Annotated in this window: 24 protein-coding genes, 1 pseudogene and 1 other annotated feature; of the genes and pseudogenes, 2 read left to right on the forward strand and 23 right to left on the reverse strand. The window is 40.9% G+C overall.

The annotated features are described in order from the left end of the window. Positions 1–47: 47 nt before the first annotated feature. The 3 genes from ACKTT9_RS19600 to poxB form a co-directional block, all read right to left on the reverse strand. Positions 48–1,247, reverse strand: a complete 1,200-nt coding sequence (locus ACKTT9_RS19600) for an RCC1 domain-containing protein (protein WP_407867201.1) — start codon at positions 1,245–1,247, stop codon at positions 48–50. A 408-nt stretch (positions 1,248–1,655) separates the two neighbouring features. Further along, on the reverse strand, positions 1,656–2,057 hold the full coding sequence (locus ACKTT9_RS19605; protein ID WP_407867202.1) for an OsmC family protein: 402 nt from the start codon (positions 2,055–2,057) through the stop codon (positions 1,656–1,658). Positions 2,058–2,420: 363 nt separating this feature from the next. Beyond that, positions 2,421–4,142: a ubiquinone-dependent pyruvate dehydrogenase gene (gene poxB / locus ACKTT9_RS19610; protein ID WP_407867203.1), complete on the reverse strand. Its 1,722-nt coding sequence runs from the start codon at positions 4,140–4,142 to the stop codon at positions 2,421–2,423. A gap of 441 nt (positions 4,143–4,583) precedes the next feature. On the opposite strand from poxB, the gene gpmA reads away from it, so the two are divergent. Continuing rightward, positions 4,584–5,357: a 2,3-diphosphoglycerate-dependent phosphoglycerate mutase gene (gene gpmA / locus ACKTT9_RS19615; RefSeq protein ID WP_407867204.1), complete on the forward strand. Its 774-nt coding sequence runs from the start codon at positions 4,584–4,586 to the stop codon at positions 5,355–5,357. Positions 5,358–5,574: 217 nt separating this feature from the next. On the opposite strand, the gene ACKTT9_RS19620 is transcribed toward gpmA, so the two are convergent. Then, on the reverse strand, positions 5,575–5,919 hold the full coding sequence (locus ACKTT9_RS19620; protein ID WP_407867205.1) for a hypothetical protein: 345 nt from the start codon (positions 5,917–5,919) through the stop codon (positions 5,575–5,577). A 468-nt stretch (positions 5,920–6,387) separates the two neighbouring features. Here ACKTT9_RS19620 and ACKTT9_RS19625 point away from each other — a divergent pair, with 468 nt between their 5' ends. Further along, positions 6,388–7,572, forward strand: a complete 1,185-nt coding sequence (locus tag ACKTT9_RS19625) for an alpha/beta fold hydrolase (protein ID WP_407867206.1) — start codon at positions 6,388–6,390, stop codon at positions 7,570–7,572. A gap of 465 nt (positions 7,573–8,037) precedes the next feature. Here ACKTT9_RS19625 and ACKTT9_RS19630 read toward each other — a convergent pair whose 3' ends face one another. From ACKTT9_RS19630 to ACKTT9_RS19720, 19 genes and pseudogenes are all read right to left on the reverse strand, one after another. Continuing rightward, entirely contained in the window at positions 8,038–8,322 is a 285-nt protein-coding gene (locus ACKTT9_RS19630; protein WP_407867207.1) for a hypothetical protein, read from the reverse strand. 92 nt (positions 8,323–8,414) lie between these two features. Further along, a complete protein-coding gene (locus tag ACKTT9_RS19635) occupies positions 8,415–8,927 on the reverse strand; it encodes an AAA family ATPase (RefSeq protein WP_407867208.1) in 513 nt (170 codons plus the stop codon). Between the two features lie 207 nt (positions 8,928–9,134). After that, a pseudogene (locus ACKTT9_RS19640) lies at positions 9,135–9,521 on the reverse strand (GNAT family N-acetyltransferase); the annotation flags it as partial. Positions 9,522–9,804: 283 nt separating this feature from the next. Next, the gene (locus tag ACKTT9_RS19645; protein WP_407867209.1) at positions 9,805–10,191 is read right to left on the reverse strand and encodes a 2'-5' RNA ligase family protein; all 387 of its coding nucleotides are present in this window, start codon (positions 10,189–10,191) and stop codon (positions 9,805–9,807) included. A gap of 96 nt (positions 10,192–10,287) precedes the next feature. After that, positions 10,288–10,743, reverse strand: coding sequence for a GNAT family N-acetyltransferase (locus ACKTT9_RS19650; protein WP_315954871.1), 456 nt, complete (start codon positions 10,741–10,743; stop codon positions 10,288–10,290). A gap of 327 nt (positions 10,744–11,070) precedes the next feature. Beyond that, positions 11,071–12,411 (reverse strand): S-layer homology domain-containing protein, encoded by a 1,341-nt coding sequence (locus ACKTT9_RS19655; protein WP_407867210.1) that lies wholly within the window; start codon positions 12,409–12,411, stop codon positions 11,071–11,073. Positions 12,412–13,172: 761 nt separating this feature from the next. Then, positions 13,173–13,742: an imm11 family protein gene (locus ACKTT9_RS19660; RefSeq protein WP_407867211.1), complete on the reverse strand. Its 570-nt coding sequence runs from the start codon at positions 13,740–13,742 to the stop codon at positions 13,173–13,175. A gap of 514 nt (positions 13,743–14,256) precedes the next feature. Next, positions 14,257–14,544 (reverse strand): hypothetical protein, encoded by a 288-nt coding sequence (locus ACKTT9_RS19665; protein WP_407867212.1) that lies wholly within the window; start codon positions 14,542–14,544, stop codon positions 14,257–14,259. Between the two features lie 109 nt (positions 14,545–14,653). Next, positions 14,654–15,055, reverse strand: a complete 402-nt coding sequence (locus ACKTT9_RS19670) for a hypothetical protein (RefSeq protein WP_407867213.1) — start codon at positions 15,053–15,055, stop codon at positions 14,654–14,656. A gap of 206 nt (positions 15,056–15,261) precedes the next feature. Next, complete coding sequence (locus tag ACKTT9_RS19675) at positions 15,262–15,714, reverse strand: SMI1/KNR4 family protein (protein ID WP_407867214.1); 453 nt, start codon at positions 15,712–15,714, stop codon at positions 15,262–15,264. A 94-nt stretch (positions 15,715–15,808) separates the two neighbouring features. Next, complete coding sequence (locus ACKTT9_RS19680) at positions 15,809–16,225, reverse strand: HIT family protein (RefSeq protein ID WP_407867215.1); 417 nt, start codon at positions 16,223–16,225, stop codon at positions 15,809–15,811. A gap of 137 nt (positions 16,226–16,362) precedes the next feature. Continuing rightward, positions 16,363–17,172, reverse strand: a complete 810-nt coding sequence (locus ACKTT9_RS19685) for a class I SAM-dependent methyltransferase (RefSeq protein WP_407867216.1) — start codon at positions 17,170–17,172, stop codon at positions 16,363–16,365. Positions 17,173–17,214: 42 nt separating this feature from the next. Beyond that, positions 17,215–17,436: a binding site (T-box leader), on the reverse strand. A 154-nt stretch (positions 17,437–17,590) separates the two neighbouring features. Continuing rightward, complete coding sequence (locus ACKTT9_RS19690) at positions 17,591–18,067, reverse strand: GNAT family N-acetyltransferase (protein ID WP_407867217.1); 477 nt, start codon at positions 18,065–18,067, stop codon at positions 17,591–17,593. Positions 18,068–18,266: 199 nt separating this feature from the next. Continuing rightward, entirely contained in the window at positions 18,267–18,698 is a 432-nt protein-coding gene (locus tag ACKTT9_RS19695; RefSeq protein WP_407867218.1) for a hypothetical protein, read from the reverse strand. Between the two features lie 182 nt (positions 18,699–18,880). After that, positions 18,881–20,083 (reverse strand): hypothetical protein, encoded by a 1,203-nt coding sequence (locus tag ACKTT9_RS19700; RefSeq protein WP_407867219.1) that lies wholly within the window; start codon positions 20,081–20,083, stop codon positions 18,881–18,883. A gap of 330 nt (positions 20,084–20,413) precedes the next feature. Further along, positions 20,414–20,896 (reverse strand): NUDIX hydrolase, encoded by a 483-nt coding sequence (locus tag ACKTT9_RS19705; protein WP_407867220.1) that lies wholly within the window; start codon positions 20,894–20,896, stop codon positions 20,414–20,416. A 211-nt stretch (positions 20,897–21,107) separates the two neighbouring features. Then, the gene (locus ACKTT9_RS19710; protein WP_407867221.1) at positions 21,108–21,377 is read right to left on the reverse strand and encodes a hypothetical protein; all 270 of its coding nucleotides are present in this window, start codon (positions 21,375–21,377) and stop codon (positions 21,108–21,110) included. A gap of 99 nt (positions 21,378–21,476) precedes the next feature. Then, the gene (locus tag ACKTT9_RS19715) at positions 21,477–21,794 is read right to left on the reverse strand and encodes a hypothetical protein (protein ID WP_407867222.1); all 318 of its coding nucleotides are present in this window, start codon (positions 21,792–21,794) and stop codon (positions 21,477–21,479) included. 456 nt (positions 21,795–22,250) lie between these two features. Further along, entirely contained in the window at positions 22,251–22,640 is a 390-nt protein-coding gene (locus tag ACKTT9_RS19720; protein ID WP_407867223.1) for a hypothetical protein, read from the reverse strand. Positions 22,641–22,659: the final 19 nt, after the last annotated feature.

The following is a 22,659-nucleotide window of genomic DNA, read 5'->3' on the forward strand; positions in this document are numbered from 1 at the left end:
GCACCTCGCCCAAACACACCTCATTTCCTAAGGGAAGCCTCTAAATCTCAGCGTCTCGTAACTGGGATAGGTTTAACTTCTACTTGTACAGGTGATAACTGTAGAGCTCCATCCCATCCAAACAGCCCTTGCCGATCAATTCCCCACATCCATAAGGAACCATCTTTTTTAATGACAGCATCCGTATCATTACCCGCAAATACAGCGGTAACGTCCGTTAATCCCTCGATTTGGTAAGGAGATCGATAATTTTCTTTTTCCAGCGTATCATGTGCAAATTCTCGTGGGAAATACCCCATAGACCAAACAGTTCCATCTTTCTTCAGCGCCAAAATGTGTTCATTGTATATTGAAATATCAATAATGTCAGTCAAACCATCTATTGGGGCTGGTGGCTCATCTATCCCCGATCCATCATATTTTGGATTAGACAAATAACCACCTCCCCAGACCCAAACGGTACCATCCTTTTTCAGAGCAACCTGATCGTAGGAAGAACCGTGACCTAGCTTTACGATGTCTGTTAGTCCTTGAAGCTGTACCGGATTGTTAGAACGCATCAAATTAAAAATATCACAACCCCAGGGGCTGCATTCCCAAGTCCAAACCGTTCCATCGTCTTTGAGAATTGATGAGCCCGATAGGTCTTTAATATGGTCGACTCCGTTGACTAGTATTGGTTCTGTCTGCAAGGATGGAAAATACTTTTCCCAGTCGTCTGTTTTCCAAAAACTAGGTATGTCTTTCCATATCCATAGTTTTCCGTCCTTATCGACAGCCTTGTACGGTTCAATTATCACAATGTTCTCTAGTTTGGGAACTTGAGTCAACAATTTTGGGGTTTCCATCCCCCATATGTCTTTTTCCGCATTCGTAGACGACTTTATGTATTCAACATTCCACACAGTTCCATCTTCTTTTAAAGCAAAAGCAGAGTGCACATTAGTACTGATGTTTGTGATATTGTTCAAGCCATCTACTTTTTCCATATGGCCCGGGTAACGAATAAGATCCATCCTATACGCACGTGATGAAATGGAGGTACCCCAAACATCACCTTTATCGTCCAGTACATATGGTTTATAACCTACACCTGCTATATGTACTGCTTTAGTTTCGACTATCTCAGGCGTTGTGACTTCAGCTTGCACAGATTGCGATGCTCCGATGAACAACGGAAAAACCAATACAATACTCAAGGATAAAGCAGATATTGCCACCTTACTTGTCAACATAAATAATTTCATTCTTCCAAACCTCCACGATGTTTAGTTATCAATTTTCAAACGAATATATATATATCTGACGCCACTTTAGAAAGAAAGTTTCTCCTTTTTATCCAAAAAACGGAATTATATTTTATATTAGCGACTTCTGCATCTTTATATGACTTTTGCTTGAACGGTTATATTCATGAGTTGATCGCTTGTATTCACAACAATCACTCATGTCCTACGCATGGGTCCGATTAAAGGAAGAATCGTCTGCTTTAGAAAATAAGTTTTAGACTGATCCATTAAAAAGAAACAGCGGCGGACCAAGACTCGAAAAAAGTCTTAGACTGCCGCTGTTGTTATTTAACTAGCGTTCGCCGTTAGCTCAACAAAAACAGCAGCCGGCAAGTAACCGGTTGCTGTCGAGTTATTTTAAAGTAATCATATCCTTTGCTCAGATAATACTGCTTCATTAATAAATTCTAGCTGTTTAGATAATGTTTTTTTAACTGGACAGTTCATTACCTTTCTCAATACTACTTCCTTGGTTTCTTTATCGATTGATCCTGAAATGTCAATTTGGTACTTAAATATAGTCTTTACTTCGTTACTTCTATCCAATTCAACTTTAACAATAATCCCGTCGTAAGATACATTCATAGATTCCAAAATCATTCTCGTAGTAATATTTAAACACGAAGCATAAGCTGATTCTATCAGATCATGTGGTCTAAAATATTTCCCACTCCCCCCTTTCTCTTCAGTAACATCAGAATGAATTTTGGAAGTACCATTAAAAATTTCCGTAATATAAGTTTCGCTTCCACTTGTTGAGATAACCACTGTATTCCCTCCAATTATATTCTTCATAATAAGGATAACTGTATTATTGCTCTTGCGATGATAGTAGTGAAATATATTAAAACAATTTATTTAATAGATATAACCTATAAATAATTCTTGATCGAATCTACTGCCCTTTAGTTTAACAGACTGCCGATTGCTCAAAGTTCTCTACCTCATTAATTGGACATAGGCACCAAATCGAATAAATACCGATACATACTAGAGATATTTGCGATGTAACTGGCTGGAATTCTATTTGTATTAACGTAAGCGTAATAGCCCTCATCTGGCAATCAGATGGGGGCTATTTTAAACTTGCGACTAAGGCAGCAGTTGCAGGAGTGCAAGTACTCCTATTTATTACCGAAGGAGATTGGTTTTCGCCAGTTCGATGACTTCGTTGCCTTGCCCGTTCAAAACGGCTTTCAGCATCCACATCGTAAATCCGCGAGCCTGCTCGAGGTTGATTTTCGGCGGCATTGCCAGCTCCTGACGATTGACGACGACGTCTAACACTACCGGACCGCTGTGTTTGAGCGTTCGGCGAACGGCGCTTTCCAAGTCATTCGGATCCTCGACGCGAATTCCTTCGATTCCCATGGCTTGAGCAAGTGCCGCAAAGTTTGGATTGTCGAGTTCCGTTCCGAATTCTAAAAAGCCAGCTGCTTTCATTTCCAATTCCACGAATGCAAGCGCGCCATTATTAAAGACAACGATCTTGATCGGGAGCTTTTGCTGACGAAGGGTCAATAGATCTCCGAGCAGCATCGTGAGTCCCCCGTCCCCAGACAGCGATATGACCTGGCGTCCCGGTTGCACAACCTGCGCCCCAATCGCTTGGGGCATGGCGTTCGCCATTGTACCGTGGTTAAACGAGCCAAGTAGCCTTCTTTTTCCATTCATGCTCATGTATCGGGCAGCCCACACAGTCGGCGTCCCAACATCGCAAGTAAAAATGGCATCCTCATCTGCGAGATCGCTGATTACCTTCATAAGGAATTGTGGATGAATAGGAGCTCGACCAGGAGCTGCAAGGTTGTCCAGTTCCTCGCGGACTTTGGCATAATGTTCTGCAAAGTGCTGCAGGTGATCAGGGGAGTGCGGTTCCATTAAAAGGGGTAACAGCATTTCGACCGTCGTTTTTATGTCTCCGCAGACCCCGTATGCGAGCGGCGTTCGCCGGCCTAGTCGGGAGGGATCCAAATCAACCTGAAGGATGGTCGCTTCTTGCGGATAAAATTGCCGGTATGGAAAATCGGTACCCAGCATGAGTAAGACATCGCATTCCATCATGGCGTGGTATCCTGATGAATATCCGATGAGGCCGGTTAATCCGACGGAATACGGGTTGTCATATTCCAGATATTCTTTTCCACGCAGCGCTATGACCATCGGGGATTGCAGTTTCTCGCACAGCTTCATGAGCGAAGCATGAGCTCCCGAGCAGCCAGCACCGCACAGCAAGGTGATCCTATTGCCTTTATCTAAGTAGTCGGCAAGCGTCTTCAATTCGTCTGTAGAAGGGCAGACAATTGGCCGGGTGGAATGGATGACGCTTTCTGGAACCGGGCTTTCGTCGTATTCGAAAGCGGCTACATCACCAGGAAGAACTAAGACAGACACTCCCGACCTTGCCGTCGCGGTTTGCATCGCCATCGTAACCGCTCGAGGTATTTGCCTCGGTCCGGTTACGACTTCACAAAAGAAGCTGCATTCCTGAAACAACATGTCCGGACGTGTCTCTTGAAAAAAGCCGCTGCCAATTTCACTGCTCGGAATATGAGCGGCAATCGCAAGTACTGGCACCCGGTTTCGATGGCAATCGTACAAACCGTTAATGAGATGTAAATTACCAGGTCCGCTGCTACCCGCACAAACGGCGATTCCTCCGCTGAGGGTGGCATCCGCGCCAGCCGCGAACGCTGCAACCTCTTCGTGGCGGACATGGATCCATTCTATTTTTCCGGAACGACGGATTGCATCGAGCAAGGCATTAAGCGAATCGCCGATAATGCCGTAAATTCGCTTTACGCCGGCGTTCAGAAGGGATTCCACGATGGAATCAGCTATCGTTCTTTTCAAGGGAATCTCTCCTTATTGTTTTTATTATTTTGCCATAATATGAGTAGTATATTCTTGATTTCACTACGATCGGGTTTGTTGGGCTTTAATCTTAAATTAAGTAGTCACATTTCGGTAATTTCATTCCTAATTTGTGTCGTATACATACAATGTGCCCATATTTGTGTCGTTTGCTCGCAGCACAAATGCCTTACTTTTGAGACCTAAGATAACTATATTGATTGATGAGCACACCTTCTGAACGTTCGTTCGTAGCCAGGAAACGGCAACAAGAATCTTAATTATAATAGTTCTAATAAAATCTTCCATATCCACTCGTACTAACTCTCGGAAGTAGACGCTATTACTATATACTGACCATTTTTATGGTCATTTGCTTTCGCCTAAGCTGACAACTATGATTGAGTTGGGCAACATATCCTTATACAAGGAGAATTCCGCATGATCAAAGTAGTAATGATCCGCCACGGACAGAGCGAATGGAATCTCGAGAACCGATTTACGGGCTGGACAGATGTGGATTTGTCTCCGAACGGTCTCGAAGAAGCAAGACAAGCCGGAATCATCCTGAGAAAGCAGGGTTACGTCTTCGACGCAGCGCATACATCGGTTCTGAAGCGTGCGATTCGAACGATGTGGATCATTCTTCAAGAAATGGATTTGACGTGGATTCCGGAATTCAAAAGCTGGATGCTGAACGAGCGGCATTACGGCGCCCTGCAAGGATTGAACAAAGCCGAGACGGCCGAGAAATACGGAGAAGAGCAAGTTCACTTGTGGCGCAGGTCCGTCGACGTTCGCCCACCTGCATTGAATCAAAACGATGCCCGATATGAAGCGTCCGCGCCACGCTACCGGGTTTTAAAAGAAGGGGAATTTCCGTTAACGGAAAATCTCGATGATACGGAGCGCAGAGTGTTAAAGTACTGGGAGGAGATAATCGCCCCCGCTCTCACGTCCGGCAAGCACATTCTCATTGTGGCTCACGGCAATACGTTGCGGGCGTTGGTGAAGCATCTGGATCGAGTTCCTGCCGACGGGATCGCCGATCTGAACATACCGACCGGCATCCCGCTCGTGTACGAATTGAATGAGCAATTGTTCCCGATCCGGCATTATTTCTTGGGCATTGACGGCGAGATGCAGGAAGGAACGATTCCTTCCCATATGCCCCCCACTATTAATGTCGGGCAATCACCGCTTCCGTCGGAGTGAGAGGCGCGTTAGGAGAAGTGGCCTTGATCGCGTCCATTCAGCACGTCGCGATCGACAGCGGCTATAATCAAGGCGCGGAAAATATATAACTTGCCCTTGTTTATAGTACGTTTCCCTGCGTATGATTTTAATCTATCCCGCCCGTTAGTTGAGAAAACGGCAGTCCTTATGCGGCTGCCGTTTCTTCGTGTTAATTGAGCTCTTGTTCTGAATTAGTTTAAAGATGAGGCAAAATGTCAATATGTGCTTCGACTTCAAAGATAAATCCTTCAAGGTGTTCGCAGTCAAACCACTCGCTCTTTTCATTTATCTCATATAAAACCTGATAACCATGATAATTAATCAAAAAGTCCCAACCTTCTCTTGAAATCATTGCTTCTAATATCTGACAATAATCAAACAACTTTTCAACAATAGCTTTATTCATTAAATCAGTATACTGATACTTGGTTCCAAATGGCTCAGGATAGATTCGATATGCTAACCATTTCATTTCCATATTTGCACCTCTAAGAGTTTCATCAAATAAGTTATTCGGCGATTTACAAATATTCTCGTCCACTATCCTGCCCTCTAGTTCAACGAAAAAGCAGCCGATCATTCTGGCCGGCTGCCGCGGAGTTCGTATCGAACTAACGTTCTCCGTTAGCGGAATGATGTAGATTGTTGAGAAGGCCATCTTTAGCGGGATGGCATTAACATCATGGAATACGCACTATCGTCTCGTATTTGAACACGATTTCATATGAATTGCTATCGATTGAAACAATTTTTTGATTCAGATCTTTCTGGGATCAGGGCTGCACATCATCTCCGTTAAATTGTTTGGTATAACACTTACAAGTACCTCCTGATTTCATGTCGAAAAACGGACAATGTTTGTGTCGTCCGACATCGGTTGTTGACAAGGTACGTGTCTTGCATGGCAACCCTGATATTTCTACCTCCATTGGGCAATATAAGGAAGCGACGGACACCGTGAATAGAATGCGTGCCCGCAGTCTCACTCAACACCTTGGAGGTTATCCTTTTGGCTATTCTGCATTCGGGCTACTTATTCGGCGTGCTTTGCAGCACGCTGCTTTTTGCGTCCACGTTATCAGGACAAGTATCCGCTCATACGGTCACTCAGACTTTGCGGGAAAATGGCGTATCCATGCCAAGCGCGTCTAGGGATAGACAAGCTGTCAGTGACGCCGTACAAGCGGATGCTTGTTTTAAAAATTATAAGTTTCGCAGTGGTGAAACACTTGAACGCCTGCGAATCCATTACGCGACTCTGGGAACGCCGCAACGCAATGCAAAAGGCGACATCGATAATGCTGTTCTCGTACTTCATTGGACCGACGCTGACAGCCGAGCCCTTCTCGCACCGAGTTTCATGAAGGCGCTGTACAATCCAGGAAGGCCACTCGATGCCCAGCGTTACTATCTGATCTTCGTCGACAACGTCGGGCACGGGCAATCAAGTAAGCCGAGCGATGGTCTTAAAGCTGGCTTCCCCAACTATAGTTACGGCGACCTTGTCGATCTGCAGCATAAGCTCGTCACCGAAACCCTGGGCATCGAGCGACTCCACGCCATCCTCGGCATGTCGATGGGCGGCATGAACGCTTGGCAGTGGGCTGAAGCCTATCCTGACGCTATGGATGGGGTAATGCCTGTAGTGTCTCTCCCGATCAAAGTGTCGGGCCGCAATCTATTATGGCGGCATATTGTGACCGACGCAATTCGCTCCGATCCGGAGTGGAAAGGAGGTAACTATATAGATCCGCCACGCGGTTGGCTGCAGAGTTATGCGGTGCTGCGGATGATGATCGACAGTGTCGTCCATCTGCAAGAGACCTTGCCAGACGGCGCTGCGACGGACGAATTTATCGAAAAGACCCACAAACAAGCAGCGCAGATCGATGCCAACGATATATTGTATTCGCTGAAATCGTCCGCCGACTACAATCCGGAGCCGGGCCTCTCTAAGATCAAAACGAAGCTGTTTGCGCTCAATTTCTCGGACGACGAGTTCAACCCCGAAGAACTCCATGTTCTTGAACGCCTCGTCCCCAAGGTCAAGAACGGCCGGTACGTCGTGCAGCCCGGAACTTCGATATCGCGGGGACACTTGACGATGGCGCAGCCAGAACTGTGGGCACAGCATGTCGCCGCATTCATGCGATGGATTGGCGATGCACCTCCAAGCGGAGCCGGGGTGAACTGAAACCCGGAAAAAGAACCACCCGGGCCTGTAATGCAGCCAGGCGGATGGTCGGAAATGCCTAACAGGAACTGATCGTTAAAAAAGCGCTGGAGCCAAAAGCTCAAGCGACTTTTTTGTTTCCGCGCTTGCTATAGAGTTATCCTTTTACCTGTTATATGACCGTGGTTATCCAGGTTATCTAAGATATCTAGAAAATTCTCTGAAGGGTAAACATTGTTTGTCCGGAGTTGCAGCGGCCACGCCGGGCGAAGCCGTTCCCGAGTAACATCTGCATCTTAAACACGACCCGCAGAGACCACATGCGGTTACTGTCCGATGTTCCAACTGTCAATATAATTTTAATTTGGTCAAATTATTATTTAACGTAATTAAAATATGAAGCCGACACCTCATTTAGTTCACAAGTAAGTTGTCGGATGACAAGAACTTTAAACTAACGTTTCCCGTTAGTTTAATGATAAGTGTCTATCTTTTTTCTCTGATCCAAAGGCAATCTCTTTTATCTCTCCATGCAACCCAACCTAGTGGGAGATCGGATAGTTGGATCAAGCTCGGGTCAATGTTAATTATTTGCTTTAATAATATTATGCGTGCCTCTTCCTCTTTTACTTCTCCATCATCGAGAAACTGCCACATTCCATCGTCCTCGTCATGTGTTACGTATAGAATAGGTCTTTCACGATTCATGATTTTATTTGTGGTTATGACTGCTACATTTTCAGGATCATCAAATGGCCATGGCTGTAACATCTCTTTTTAACTCACCACTTTCATTAATCTATCGTTCTCCGTAAGCGCTGTGGTCGTATCCAGGTGCTGTCCGTGAGTGACCATAAGTTATGTCATTGGCGTTCATTTGCTTCGATTTGATGGAGGATTTCGTCAACGACGTGCGCGATCGGTGCGGTGGCGTCGATTATAATCCCGTTTTTGGGAACGCCTTCTTTCGTTTGATAAATTCGTGCACTGATTTCCCGTTCCTCTGGTCTGCCACCCCAATCAGTTGGGTCCAATGCTACTCGCTCATCAATCCGCCGGAGACTGGTTTCCAAGTCGACTTCAAGGACAAACACGTCGTCGAAGAGATCGATGAATTTGGGGAAATTCCGCGAACCACCACAGAAGAATGTTACCTCCTCATCCTGATTGGCGACCAAAGCTTTTACTTTATTTACATGCCAAATGTGGTGTTCGGGTTTAAAGCCATCCGTTGGGGTACCAGTTTCCGGATCGCCTTGATAAGCCAATTCACGATCACCATGAATGGCATGGTAGCCGCGCCGCTGCAATTCGTTGCAGACCGTAGTTTTGCCAGCGCCGGAAACGCCTCCAATCAGATAATTCCTAATGCCCAAGGTTAGACCCTCCATTCAAGTGGATAAGCACATTATATTGACGCTAAACTCTCGTTAGGTGAACGAAAGGCTGCCGCACATTGCCGGCAGCCTTGTTCTTGTTGAATGTTCAACTATCGTTCGCCGTTAGCTTAACGATTCTTCTTATTACTTGATTAATTCCCAATTTTCCATTCCATTAGCATTGCCAGTTCTAGTCATCCCCAATTTCTCCAGCACGCGAGATGACGGCATATTATCTACCAGACACTCTGCAGCAATCTTTTTTACTTTCCCTGAAGAAAATGCCCATTCTATAATAGCGCCGACTGACTCGGTAGCAATGCCCTTATTATGCATCTCTGGAATGATGCCGTAACCGACTTCAACCATTCCTTGATCATCAGGCTTCCCTTTAAATCCAATATCGCCAATCACTTGGTTATTCTCAGCCAACGATACAAACCACACGCCCCAACCCAACATTTCAGAGTCTTCCTTAAGGTTGTTCAAATATTTAAAAATGTGATTTCCTAAAGTATACGATTCAGAAACTTGATTGACATTTTCCTGGCTGAAGGGAGTAATGATCAGTCGTTCAGTTCTTAATTGCAAAACAAAGCCCTCCTGTTATTGAAATAGCAGAGATGTGAATGAAAATATTGTCTCAAAAACACCATGGACTCCACAAGAGAAACTTTGTTTTTAATGAATTAAACTGCCCTTTAGTCTAATCATTAGGGAAAATACCCCCTTGGCCTTCCGTCGGGAATGAGATAAAGTTCTTGTCAAAATCGGGAATGGGATAAAGTTCTTGTCATTTGGTTTTGACAAGAACTTTATCCCATAAAACAAAAAAGCCGCGATTTTCGCGGCACTTAATGAGATAATGTTCTTGTCACCCGACAACAACACTGTCCAGCGACATTAAAATACTCCCACGTTCTAATTCTAGATACCGCTTAATAAGATCCGGCGTTGGCGACACCGATTCAACTAAACGATTGTGCAAATCATATATTTTATTTGTTTCAACACTAAGAAAGGTTACTGCTGTTCCGAATGTTGCTGGCTCTGACAATGTTAACTTGAAGCTTTGAAACAATGAACATGTTAATCTTACATTTTCAAGCCATCTCATATCTTCAGTAAGTCCACCTTGGGCTTTAACTGTGATGTGAGGCTCTACAACATCTCGAAGGCGATTGCTAGCCCATTGATTACGAAATGAGGAGATTTGTTCTTTGTAATCGTCAGGTGGAACGATACCAATAAAATATTGCAACTTGACACCCTCCATCCTACCCTTTAGTTGAGCAAAGGCTGCCGATCATGCGTTCATTGTGCTTTCGTGTCCCGTTAATTGAACAAGAAATAGAGTTTATAATTCTTTTGCCATTACGATACTCGTTTCTTCATAGCCTAACTTTTCATATAAACCACGAGCAATTTGGTTATGGGCAAAGACATGAAGTCCTATACTCTTGATGCCAATTTCTCTTCCCAACTTTTCTATATCTTCCATCGCTTGCTTGCCAAAACCTTGACCTCGGTAATCCTCCCTAATTTTTATATCGTAAATAAACCCTTTATTGTTTGATTTGACTGCAAACCAAATCATTCCAACCTCTTGGCCGTTAGAACGAATTGTAAACAATTTGTTATCAGTGGTTTTCTCGCCATCAGGCAAAAGGTGTGCATATTGTTCTGTTGCCTTACTAATAGATTCCTGTTCGTTCCAATTACCAGATTGCACGTTGCTTTTTGCATAGCTCTTAATAGCAGAATTAAGGTAGTCCTGAAATTCAGTCGAATTCATTAAATCTAATGTAATCATTATTCTCCCTCTCTGAAAATAAAATGAATAAGTTATATCATATTTCCTTTTGAAAATATTCAATATGGGCTCTTAACTCCACAATCTATATTAGCATATATTGGAAGTATTCTGCCCGTTAGCATGGAAAAGGCAGCCGATCATGGCCGGCTGCCGCGGTGCCTCTATTAAGCTATCGTTATCCGTTAGTTTAAAGATTTTATCTTACCTGTCGTCTATCGCACCACTCATGAGTGGGAATGTTTCAGCTTGTGCTGGCTCTCTTTGTATCTACGAAATGTCGAGCAATATTCTCTTGTGCAGAAAGGATAAATTCCACAGCAGCTCTTATTTTAGTTCAATCCTCTTTGTACTAGTATAAAGTTCCTGGGCAGAGATGGGTTTATAATAAATTCTGGATGAGTAAGGCATTGATGATCTTTTACTAACTGAAGCATCAACAATGAAATAGCTCCATTCTTTGATATTTTTAGGTATGATTTTCATCGGAACTCGTACAATTTTTTTAGTGTTTAATCCTTCACCAACTCTACCATCAAAATCGGGATCAAGCTTCAGATTTATGTTCTGGAGTGCCTCTAAAGATCCGTGTGTTACAATACGTTCGTATTGTTCATGATCAGTATTACAACAATTACCAATTTCATTAACAACCTGATTGAGTTCTCCAATCCCGCTTAAAGATAGTTGAATAGAGCCGTTACTGGAGTAATATGGTGTCCCTAAGTTTTCAGGATCTTTGTTATAATCCAACGTTTGTGTATAGTAAACCAAATACGAATCATTAAATTCTCGAACCGGAAACTGCACTCTGTCTGCCCCTGCAGTCCAGTATAAATCATCAATTGAATATGGAATGATTGGCAAGAAAGGATCATTCGGATCGGCCATATCAATAATATAGATACCAGTAATTTCTCCCTTATAGACCCCATCACTGGTCTCGACAGTCAATTTACTTACATCGAAGTTTTCTGGGTCAAACCCGCCTTTACCTGCCGAAATGAAATTCTGCCACATTGTAAACATATTCGTTTTGTGCCAATATACTTCAGACTGTGCTACTGCATGCTTATCCACCTGCAGTTCTTCGTGATTTCTTACCTTAAGCACACGCTCAATTATTGTAACAGCTTGGGCTCGGCTTGTTGAGTCATCCTGTCCCAAATCTCCTCGATAATCTAATCCGGTAATTAGGCCTGTCTTAGTAGCTATATACATCCACTTTCTTGGATCGGTGTTGTTCTCTTTCTCTGTTGCTCTGACAGCAAGACGGGCCATTTCTTCTCGGGTAATAGGAGAATTCCAGTCTCCACTTGTAAAGTCGCTCCACTGATGAATACTAGCTCGCACAGCTGCATTGGAGAAGGGAGAGTACCATGCATGAGCCGTCCCTTGTTGTATATCTAGCTTCAAGGCTAATACCAACATCTTTATAAATTCCGCTCGGGTTACAACTTTATCCGGATGAAAGTTACCGTCTTCGTAACCATCAATATAACCCTTTGTTGCAGCCTCTCTCACGGTATCTTTTGACCAATGTTGTTCTATATCCGAAAAGTTCTTTTGTATGTTTTCCGACCTATCAGTTGATCCAATTACAACAAATGTTGGAAAAAGTAATACGGTAATAAGAAAAATAATTATAGTTACTGCAGTTCTATACATATGATCCAACCTCTACATTAAAATATTCTACATATTGCTTCCTTAGATAGTATTTTGCAATCTATCATATTTTACATTTATTGGATCACCTTTTCAACACAACTGCCCAATAACTTAAGTTCCTGTTGTTACTGGGAGCCATACGCAGAATGGACATTCAAAAATTTGATATCTCAAACGTGCGCTCGTTCATGAAGTAAAAGTGGTCGAGTAAACCGGGGATTCCCCATTCTTCACAAAAAAAGGTTGCTCTTGCAACGTGAGTTAAATGGATCCGCTGCGGCAGATCCTTCTGCTTATATTGATCTAAAGTATCCGCTCAGATCACTGAGCATAACTGCCCGTTAGTTTAATCATTTTGAAAATACTCCCCTTGGCCTTCCGTCGGGAATGAGATCAAGTTCTTGTCATTGGGTTTTGACAAGAACTTGATCCCATAAAATAAAAAAACCGCGATTCACGTGGCAATTAATGAGATAATGTTCTTGTCACCCGACATTACATGGTTTGTGTCACAATCGTGTGTTTTATTTTTATTGTTTATTTTTTCACTCAACCCTTTCCCCGTAACGTTAAGAAAATTGAATTGAACTAGCGTTCTGCGTTAGCGTAATGACCTTGTGTAATTGTTTAATCATCTCATGCTCCTCGTTAGCCATAGTGATAGTATATTATTTAGTCATTCCTACTTCCACCACGCTAAACTGCCCGTGAACGTAATAAAGGCTGCTTCTCGGCAGCCTGTTAAGTATCGTTTACCTTTAGCTTAATTCAGCATTTGAGGTTTCTGACCAAACTTCTTCAAATAAGAACCCTAAGAGGTTCGCATCTTCAACTCGATTGCGAAAAGTGTCTGTAACGAAAATCCGTGTAGACATTATTCTTTTGTTTGTGTGCAAACGCAAATGAAAAATATCTGATTCCTTAAGTAACTCAGGTTTAAAAGCAAGTTTTGTATACCCTATTAATAGTCCTGTTGTAAGTTTTTTCTCGATTGAATGTGAAATATCAACAGCGTCTAATGCATTTAGAATATTAATTAGGAAAAACTCTCCATCGTTTTCTTGATTAAAAATGGGAAGAATCTCAACTTGACTTGTAATCAAATCTTCTAGTGTTTCAACACTCCTTTTTGAAAAAGCAAGTGTTCCTGTACTCCCCCAAAAATGTGGATTATCTCCTTTAGGTCCTTTATCTATAGAGTACAGTTGAGGTGTATTCCAATTTCTCTTTTTAACGCAGTTCTCCTTAAAGTAATGTTTATCTTGGTCAAAATTTGCTAGCTGAAAATCACCGAAATTGTTGTCACTTTTTAATTCCCAAATCTTCATTAATATTTCTCCTCTACATCGTTAGCACTACTCTTATGCCAAGTATTGTACATTATTCTTTTCAGTTAATTCTCCTGTAAACGTAATAAAGGCTGCTTCGCGGCAGCCTTTCAACTAACGTCTTACCGTTAGTTTAACGATTCGAGCTTTCTTCCAGACAGTTTGAAGCTTAATAAAGTGCCTTTTTCCCTTGGTTTCCATCCCTGATTAATTGCTTCAGGAATTATTAAGGTTACTTCAGCAGGCATTACAACTTTGTTATTGAGCTTCTCAACATGCGGAAACTCCACCCAGTACTCATTAATGTCTGATTCTATATTGACCCTGAGTAATTGGCCGTTAACTTCATTATGCTGAACGGTTAAAGTGAGATTACCCTTTGTTGAGGAGTGATAACCCATCTGTACGATTCTTGCCCGACAGTAATCTTTCTTGTCCCCTTCTTACTGATAGCCATAAAGTCAACTCCAGTGCTTTTTTATAGAAGCTATCGTTCTGCTATAGCGTAATGAATTTATGAATAGTAACCACCATCGACCATGTATTCGTTGGTTTCTCTATAATGTCTATAAATCGCTGTAAAAGCCTGTATTGCTGATCTTAGTTGCTTTCCTTCCCCTGTACATGGATTTATTATATTTATGACTTCCTCCATAGTGGTATCACCCGGCAGTTCTCCCGACAGCACCTTAGTCACATCAGTTTCGAATACCCCATCGAACGGCTTATCACAAAGACCATATTTATATTTAGCAAGATTCCCGTGTAAATCCAACAGTCTCAACTTAACACAAAAACCCAACACACATCACTCCTTTATTTCTATAATCTAATGGTCCTCGTTAGAAACAAAGCTGCCGCTGTCTTTATTTCAACTATCGTTCCTCGTCAGCGGAACATTAAAGCTATCTCTATTCAGCTCTAGGGTTTGTAAATAGACCGATAATTTCTATAATCTCGGCTTCAGCAACACGGTTTGGTCCTTCCATGAAGTACCCTTTAAGTCCTACTTTAATATCATGAATATGTCTTTCCTCTCGTGCTTTGGGAAACATGATCCACATTCTAGCGGTCCCTGATTCTAAAACTGAACATGCCTCATTAATAATTATTTCTCCGTTCTTATCTTCGAACTCAGGGTGGATGACTCTCAACTCAATCCCTGTCTCTAAAAAATCCTCTTCTAAAGCAAAATCACTTCTATATCCTTGTCTAGGAAGTATTTTCCTACCTCCTTCTTCTTTCGTAAAAAATCTATACTTTACTTTAAAATCAGGTGGAAACCCACGCTTTACTTCATTTGATATCCACATGCGAGTACCCCCAAAGATGTTATTATAAAGTTATTCTCTGCAATAGAAATTTTCCCTTTATTTGTAACTATCCTGCCCGATAGCGGGGAAAAGGCGGTCTCTAGCTCTCGGCTTCCTGAGTTGATAGCGATACTGCGGCGGAGAAAAAGAACACCACCTCACTATAGTTCGTCGCAAGGTGGTCAATGATAAACATGCACCAAATATTATTTCGATGGTAGCAGTCCTTTAATAAACTCAGAAAAACTTTCAGAAAGAAGATAAAGATATTTGTAAGATGGTCCTATTTCGTTTTCATTCAAGTTCCAATAGTAAACCGACCCATTATCACTACTTCCTACAGAGATACAAATTAAATTTCTTAAAGGATCTTCTCCAATAGGAACTATATTCTCAGGAAGTCTACCGCTTTTTGTGAACATCAAGTAATGCTCCACTACACTCTTTCCCTCTTTCTCCATAAGAGGGAATAATAGCATTAATGAACTTATTATTTTTCCATCCTTTGAAGTAAATCTTCTTTTACTTGGCTTCCCTCCATTGAATTGCAACAGAAATTCTCTGTAGTCCTCTGGAAAGTTCACCTCATATCTTCGCTCAACATATTCGATTTTTTCAACAAGAATTACTGGGAAGCTAATCTCCATCTCAATTTGCATAAAATGCTCCTCTTTCGTAGGCCACTATTCACCGGTCAAACTGCTCCATGATGGGTTGAACTAAAGTATCCGATAGTTAAATGCGCACAATGAATTAGTTAAACTTCGCAATTAGTTTTTTTACTAATTCGGTGACATCTTTTACTTCACATGATTTTTCCTGTGTAATAAATTTAATACCTTTCGTTGTACTTTGACCCATTCTCGGGATGAAATGTGCGTGGAAATGTGGGACTCCATCGATCGTTACAAGAGAATATACCCGTTCCGCACCAGTGATCTCTTTCAGGGTTGAATAGAGTTTCTTAACCAGATATCCATACGTTCTAGCTTCTTCATCAGTCATTTCAGAGAAATCCAGGAAATGTCTTTTTGATTCTATCAATAATTGCCCTAGAACTGATTGTTCAGTAGGAAAATGGCAAACCATCCAGTGCTCATCTTCATAAATATACCCACCTGGTGGTTGGTTAGAAACTCCGTTATGTTTGTCACAAATGAAGCAAGACATGCACATCGCCTCTTTCAAATTATTAAACATTCTCTAAATGAAAAATAGTTCGTTTCCTAGCTTGAATAAACTTGTGTGCTTGTCAGCTGCCTTAATTTATCTATCGTTCTTTGTGGTTCAAAATTAGCTTATACTTTTTACTTCTTCTTTCTACCTATGTAAAGCAAATGAGATGATACTCCTAATACTGATGGATCCCCAGCTATTCTTATAAGTAGTTCAATTAACTTTTCCTTTTCACCTTGGTCGGTCCAATATTGTTTCTGTTCGTTATTTATTAATGCACCGAGATTTGAAGAACCAATTAAGTCAATCGTTTCGAACCCATGGTTCTCCATAAATGGTTTGATATCTTCAATATTGTAATAATATGCACCTGTAAAACGACCTTCATCAGTGTGATTAAAAATTCCTTCTTCTATGAATTTATTAATGGTACCTATATTATCATTTGGTTTCCAAAATGTTGGGAAGAGCAAGGAAGTAAGCAACATCCTCATTCGACTTTGGAAAGCTACAAAAACGATACCGTTATTCTTTGTCACACGATGTAATTCCCTAACAGCAGCTATTCGATCATTTCCGTTCTGCAAATGATATATGGGGCCTAACATAAGAGAAGCATCGAAATTTTCATTTGATATTCCCTTTAAATTAGTAGCATTCAACGAATGGAAACCGCTAAATTTCTCAGTTAATCCCAGTTCGTTTGCCTTTTCTTTTGCAATCTCGACTAATTTAGGTGTGATATCAGAGAGGGTCACGTTATATCCTTGTCTTGCTAATTCAAACGAGTACTTTCCTGGTCCAGCGCCATTATCTAAGATAGATCCACAATTTGGCAAGTATTTCTTTATATAATGCCAATTAATAGTGAATTCTAGTGGTTCTCTATCTAACCTTCCCCACTCATCGAAACTTGAATAATACTCAATAACATTCTTCATACTTATTCCCTCCCTTTTTTAAACACAAAAAACCCATCGCCTCAAAGAGGCGATAGGTATTACCTTCGCGGTACCACTCTTTTTGATTTGCAACAAGATTTATCACAAATCCTTAGGACCAGATTACGGAGGTTACCCGTTAAGACTTACTAACTTCAGTCTAACCGCTTATGGGTGAGTTGGGGAACCTATACACTGTCTCGCACCGGGCGACAGTTCTCTGGGCAATAGATATTCCTTAATAATGCCAATCATTGCGTTTGTTATATGTAATTTTGAATTATTATGCCAGTATATAATCCCAAATAATTCCTGTCAATCTAATATTTAACCATCGATCAAATATCAAAAACAGGGAACGTTTTCCGGCTGCTGTTGTATTGCGATTAAACTTTCGTTCTGCGTTAGATTAGCAATATCATGAGATAAATTCTAACGATGGATTTCCTGCGTGTAAGCCTTCTGAACAATTACCGTTAGAATATTCCATGATAACCTTTGTCCAAAATGTCTTTGCAGGCAGATTTTTTTCCAACCAAGAAACGCTCCAATTGCCTTTAAACATCTCAAAAACTTTATGCGCTACTTTTTTACCAATTCCTTGTCCTCGGTACTTTCTTAGTATGAAAAACTCAGCAATTGAAACTTTAGGCAATTCGCCTTCTGCGATTTCCCTAACTAAAACAAATCCAGCTAGCTTATCAGACTCCATAATAAAGAAGGGAAACCGCCCTTCTTCAGTCCAGTAATGATCGAGGTACTTGTAATCAAAAAGACCATATTCGTTCACATCGTTTTCACTATCATCTTCAAATTGACTCATATCGTACTGATATAACTCCATAAGGTTACGTAGTATCATTTTCTTTTCAAAGGAAACCTTGATTAGTTCCATACAATACCCACCTCGTATCTATAATTGCAGATAATACAACCAAGTTTATTGTACCATATACTGGAACTAATCTCCCATTAACGTAATGAAGGCTGCCGATCATGCTGGCAGCCTCCCACTGGTGTGTTTATTGAACAAACGTATCCATTAACTCAATCTGAAAATGCTTCGCTCGGATCGTGGATAAACCTTCAAGGACTTAATCATGTAAATCATGTAATGATCTAAAATACTTTGCTTGTTCATCAATCTTTTTGTCTTCAATACTTCTTTCGATGATATCACTAAGAACATTCAAATATTGTTGTTTTTGTTCGTTTTCAGAAACATTTATTATTCTGTTTAACATCCAAAGAGTATGATTAGTGGGGTTTCTGTATAGTGAAACAATAAGTTTTTCTTCATACCCTTTCTTGTAATACTTTTCAACGAAATGAACAATCGGTCCTGGTGAACCGAAATCTACATCTGGATTATCTTCAAGTAGTTTAAGTAATGGTTCTATTGCATCAAATCCATCTTCTCTCATTTGAAGTTCTTCTGTCACATCATATGATGTTCCAATGAGGTCCTCGTATAGTGCATTTTTCAATCTATTAATAAGAGAAATAACTTCACTGTTCGTAAACATCAGCTCCTTATTAAGCTCTAGCGTATACGCCAGTTCTATAGAATTCGTGAATTGACTACGTTATCCTCCGTTACTCGTGAAAGAGGCAATCAATCAAACTGGACCGGATTTTCATGTTGGTATTAAGTTATAGTTCACCGTAAGTTGAGCAATTTCTAGTATATGAGTGACATATCCATATGTTATTGTTTTTTTTGAATTCGAACCCATTCATTTCCACCCGTCCAATTACGAAAATGATACCAGACTTCCCCGGTTCCGCTTATCCACTTTTCATATGCCGTTACTGTCTGTGGAGAGAAAAAGCCACGTAGATGGTATAATTCACCCGTTTGCGGATAGGCATATGTCTCGGTATCTTTCGTCAGCTCAACCGTTTCATTCGTCTGAACAATACCTATTGGTCGCTCCTGCAACCCCCGGAGTGGGTTTACCCACTTCAGTCCTATTCCTGTCTCGATATGATACCAGTCTCCCGATGCCTCTGTAGCTTTATAGGCTCCCGCATTAAGCCATTCTTTGCCGTCAATGTTTATCTGCGGATTGTCAAAATAGCGGGTTTCAGTCGGAAGTTCTACCAGCTCGTTTGTCACTCGTAAACTTGGAAGCACATCATGTTCTAAAGCTACCCATCTTATCCCTTGCTGAAGACGAATTTTGTACCAAAGCGATCCCCAAGGTCCTCTCCGATCATCCCACTTAGCTAACACTAATACCACTTGTGGTGTAATCCTTTCTCCCGACTTTACCACTATAAATGGCACGGGATACACAGTCTCCTCCCCAGTCAATTTCATGTCATAGGATAAAGGCTCCTCCTTGACGTTTTCCAATATATCCGGATTAAGAATCCATTTTTCTCCAAGCCAGGTATCGATCATGTACCATTGGCCATTACCTTGGGCGATAAAGGAGGTTGCATTGACACCTCCTGTAGGGGAAAATGCAATATTGCCAGTTGTATGAAGCTTTTGCGGAGTAATCTTTGAACCGTTAAAATAACCCGGTCGGTCATATAGTGGAATCTCGAAAATAGTTGTGATTTCCCGCTGTTCCTCGGAATATTTACCGTTTACAACACTATCGCCAGCTTTAATCCATTTGTTCCCCATCCATGTCTCCACTAAATACCATTTAGCAGCCACCTGTTCATCCTGCTTCCAATCCTGATCAACCTCGACAACCGTTACTCCTTGTGGGCCGCTCAAAACCCCTACAGCTATGTCTGGATGAGTGTAATCATCGTACATGACCGTATCTTTCAATATAGTAATATTTGAGGGCTTCACATTTATATAAGCTTCCACAGGCTTCGCATCCAGTAATAGTACCGAAAATAGACTTATTAGCACTGTAGCTACAACAGCACCATTATTCATTTTCAATATCCACAACTCCCTTCACTGTTTAACACCTTATACGATTTAAAATGGATTGTGATGCACTGGATTTTATTAAGATATTGTTAGATGTATGTAAGTAGTATGTGCCCAATTTCAGTAATTGGGCAGACATAGACTCCACACTGGCTATGCATCTCTACTGCCCGTTAGCGTGGAAAAGGCAGCCTATCAATCATGGACGGCTGCCGCGGTGTCTTTATTCAGCTATCGTTCCTCGTTAGTTCAACGCTTTACCCAATCGTAATACAATCAAATGGATATGACATTCAAGTTCCTCCCCATTTCTAAAGTTCCTCGTTAGGGTAACGCCGATTAGATGGATTGACTTAATTTAACTTCAAAACTCGGTTTAGTTACATATTCCATATATTGTGTCTTTCCATTGAAACCTAAAAAAGCTTGATATCGTTTACGAACAGCTGGCGCTGTTATCATACTAAGTGCATATCCCTTTTCAACCCAACGACAATCCGATGTCTCTGCTGATGTGCATAACTGCCCACCAATAGGCTTACAGACAAAGTCCAACATCACTTTCGTTGGGACATCTGTCACACCGTCATGCCATTTATGAACACCTGTATTCGAGAATACTCCAAATAAATGCGAAACCAGCACGTCTATTCCGCTTTCCTCTTTTATCTCTCTAATCAATGCATCCATTAAGTTTTCACCGACCTCTACTTGTCCTCCCGGACACACCCAACCCCCATGTTGAGTCTTCACCAAAAGTACTTGCCCTTGTTCATTTTCTACTACTCCACTAACTGCAACAATATGAGTTGGCCATGCCACGAACATTCCTCCATATCTAATAATTTATTTATTTTCACGCACAGTATATTAATATTACTTTTAGATTATTTCATGAAAACAGTAACAAGACTACTAATAATTTGCTTATAAATCACTTATATTTACCTGATTTGTTTGTTACCTCTACTGCCCGTAAGCGGAGAAAAGGCAGCCACTTGATGTCGACTGCCCTCCTGTTGTCTTATTTAGCTTAAGATTTTGCCCGATTTACTTCCTTATCAAATAATTCTTTATAATGGATTAAACCAAAATCCCTTTCAAGTCCTTCTACATTATTCCAGAAACTATCCTCATTAAATCCTACAAAATCCTCAGTTATAGAGAAAGCAAGATTGTGAAAAGCATGTGCAATTCTAAATACACGATCATAGTTATCTGCATTGAACTCGCCACTGTTTTTAATATCTAATAATGCTTGATAATTAAGGACTAAGTAAGCTTTCCTTATACTTTCCTGCATGCTTCTTAACACCCCTCAAACTGTCGAAATTCGTAAACTACTTATAAAAAATGCCGCAGCAACCTGCTTTTTTGTGATTCAACGTTAGTTCAATCAAATCTAAATTTTATTTTCGGAAGTTAAATCCATATTTCCGTAAAATTCATCAAGATGCTGATAGAATTTATCGAAGGCTTCATCATCAGTTGTACAATTAAACTGAATTATACTTGCCCAATTATGAACTCCATGGAAATCATAAATATCTTCTATATATTCCTGAAATCCAGTTAAGGTGTAATATGTACCTTCAATATGAAATAAACATTGTTGATATCCATGAAGAAAGTGTAGAAGAAATAGGAGTGATTTTCTTCCGAGATATAGACCTGGTCTTTTCTTGATATTTTCAAGTAGTTCAATTAACCTACTATCCATACTGCTCACTCCAATATAAAGATTTTCTTTAATATAATTCGTTTTGTTAATATTTCTTCCAAGTGTTTGTGATTTATGGCCTTCCCTTTAATGAAATAATGGCTGCTGACGATCGCGGCGAACAGCTCCTTTAATTCTCAACTATCGTTCGCCATTAGTTTAATCGTAAATTTTGCTTAGTTGAGCAATGTATTGCGATTCCTCGAAAATCATTGGAGGAATTTTATCAAGCCAATCAACTTTCGTTCCCAAACTTTCATATCCCTGAAGTAACTCTTCTCTTGTGCTCTGCAATATTCGCTCTTCATCGAGGCGACTTCAATTTTATTCACCAGTTTCACGACCAACACCTCATTTGAGCATTTTACTTCAATGATATTTTATCACGAATCACTCCGCTAAACTGCCCGTTAACGTAATAAAGCTGCCGATCGTGTCGGAAGCTTCGTCATTCAACTATAGTTCTGCGTAACGCACTACCATTGAATTGATTTCATCAGCCAGTTCAAGAATTTCCTTCCATTGAGATGATTGCCTCACCGCATTAATATTCCATTCATCACCTTGCTGTAATGCTAGAAATTCACGTCTTAAAGTTGAACTTTTAAACATTATTTCATAACTAATTAGCCCATCATAGACTAATTTTTTTAAGTTGTCGGTGTGTAAAAATGTTATAGCACCAATATCGAACTCTTCAAAGATGTTATATCCAATTACCAAATCGTCAGATTCTAATAGATAAGTTCCGCATCGCTTAATCGTATCAACATACAGTTCATAAAGTTCTTCTATTGATATTTTCTTCATCAAATCAATCCCCTTACTTAAAGGAAAATTGTCCATTAACTCCCCTCCTACTGGA

The sequence above is a fragment of the Paenibacillus sp. P36 genome, assembly GCF_045866505.1.
GTDB lineage: Bacteria > Bacillota > Bacilli > Paenibacillales > NBRC-103111 > Paenibacillus_E > Paenibacillus_E chondroitinus.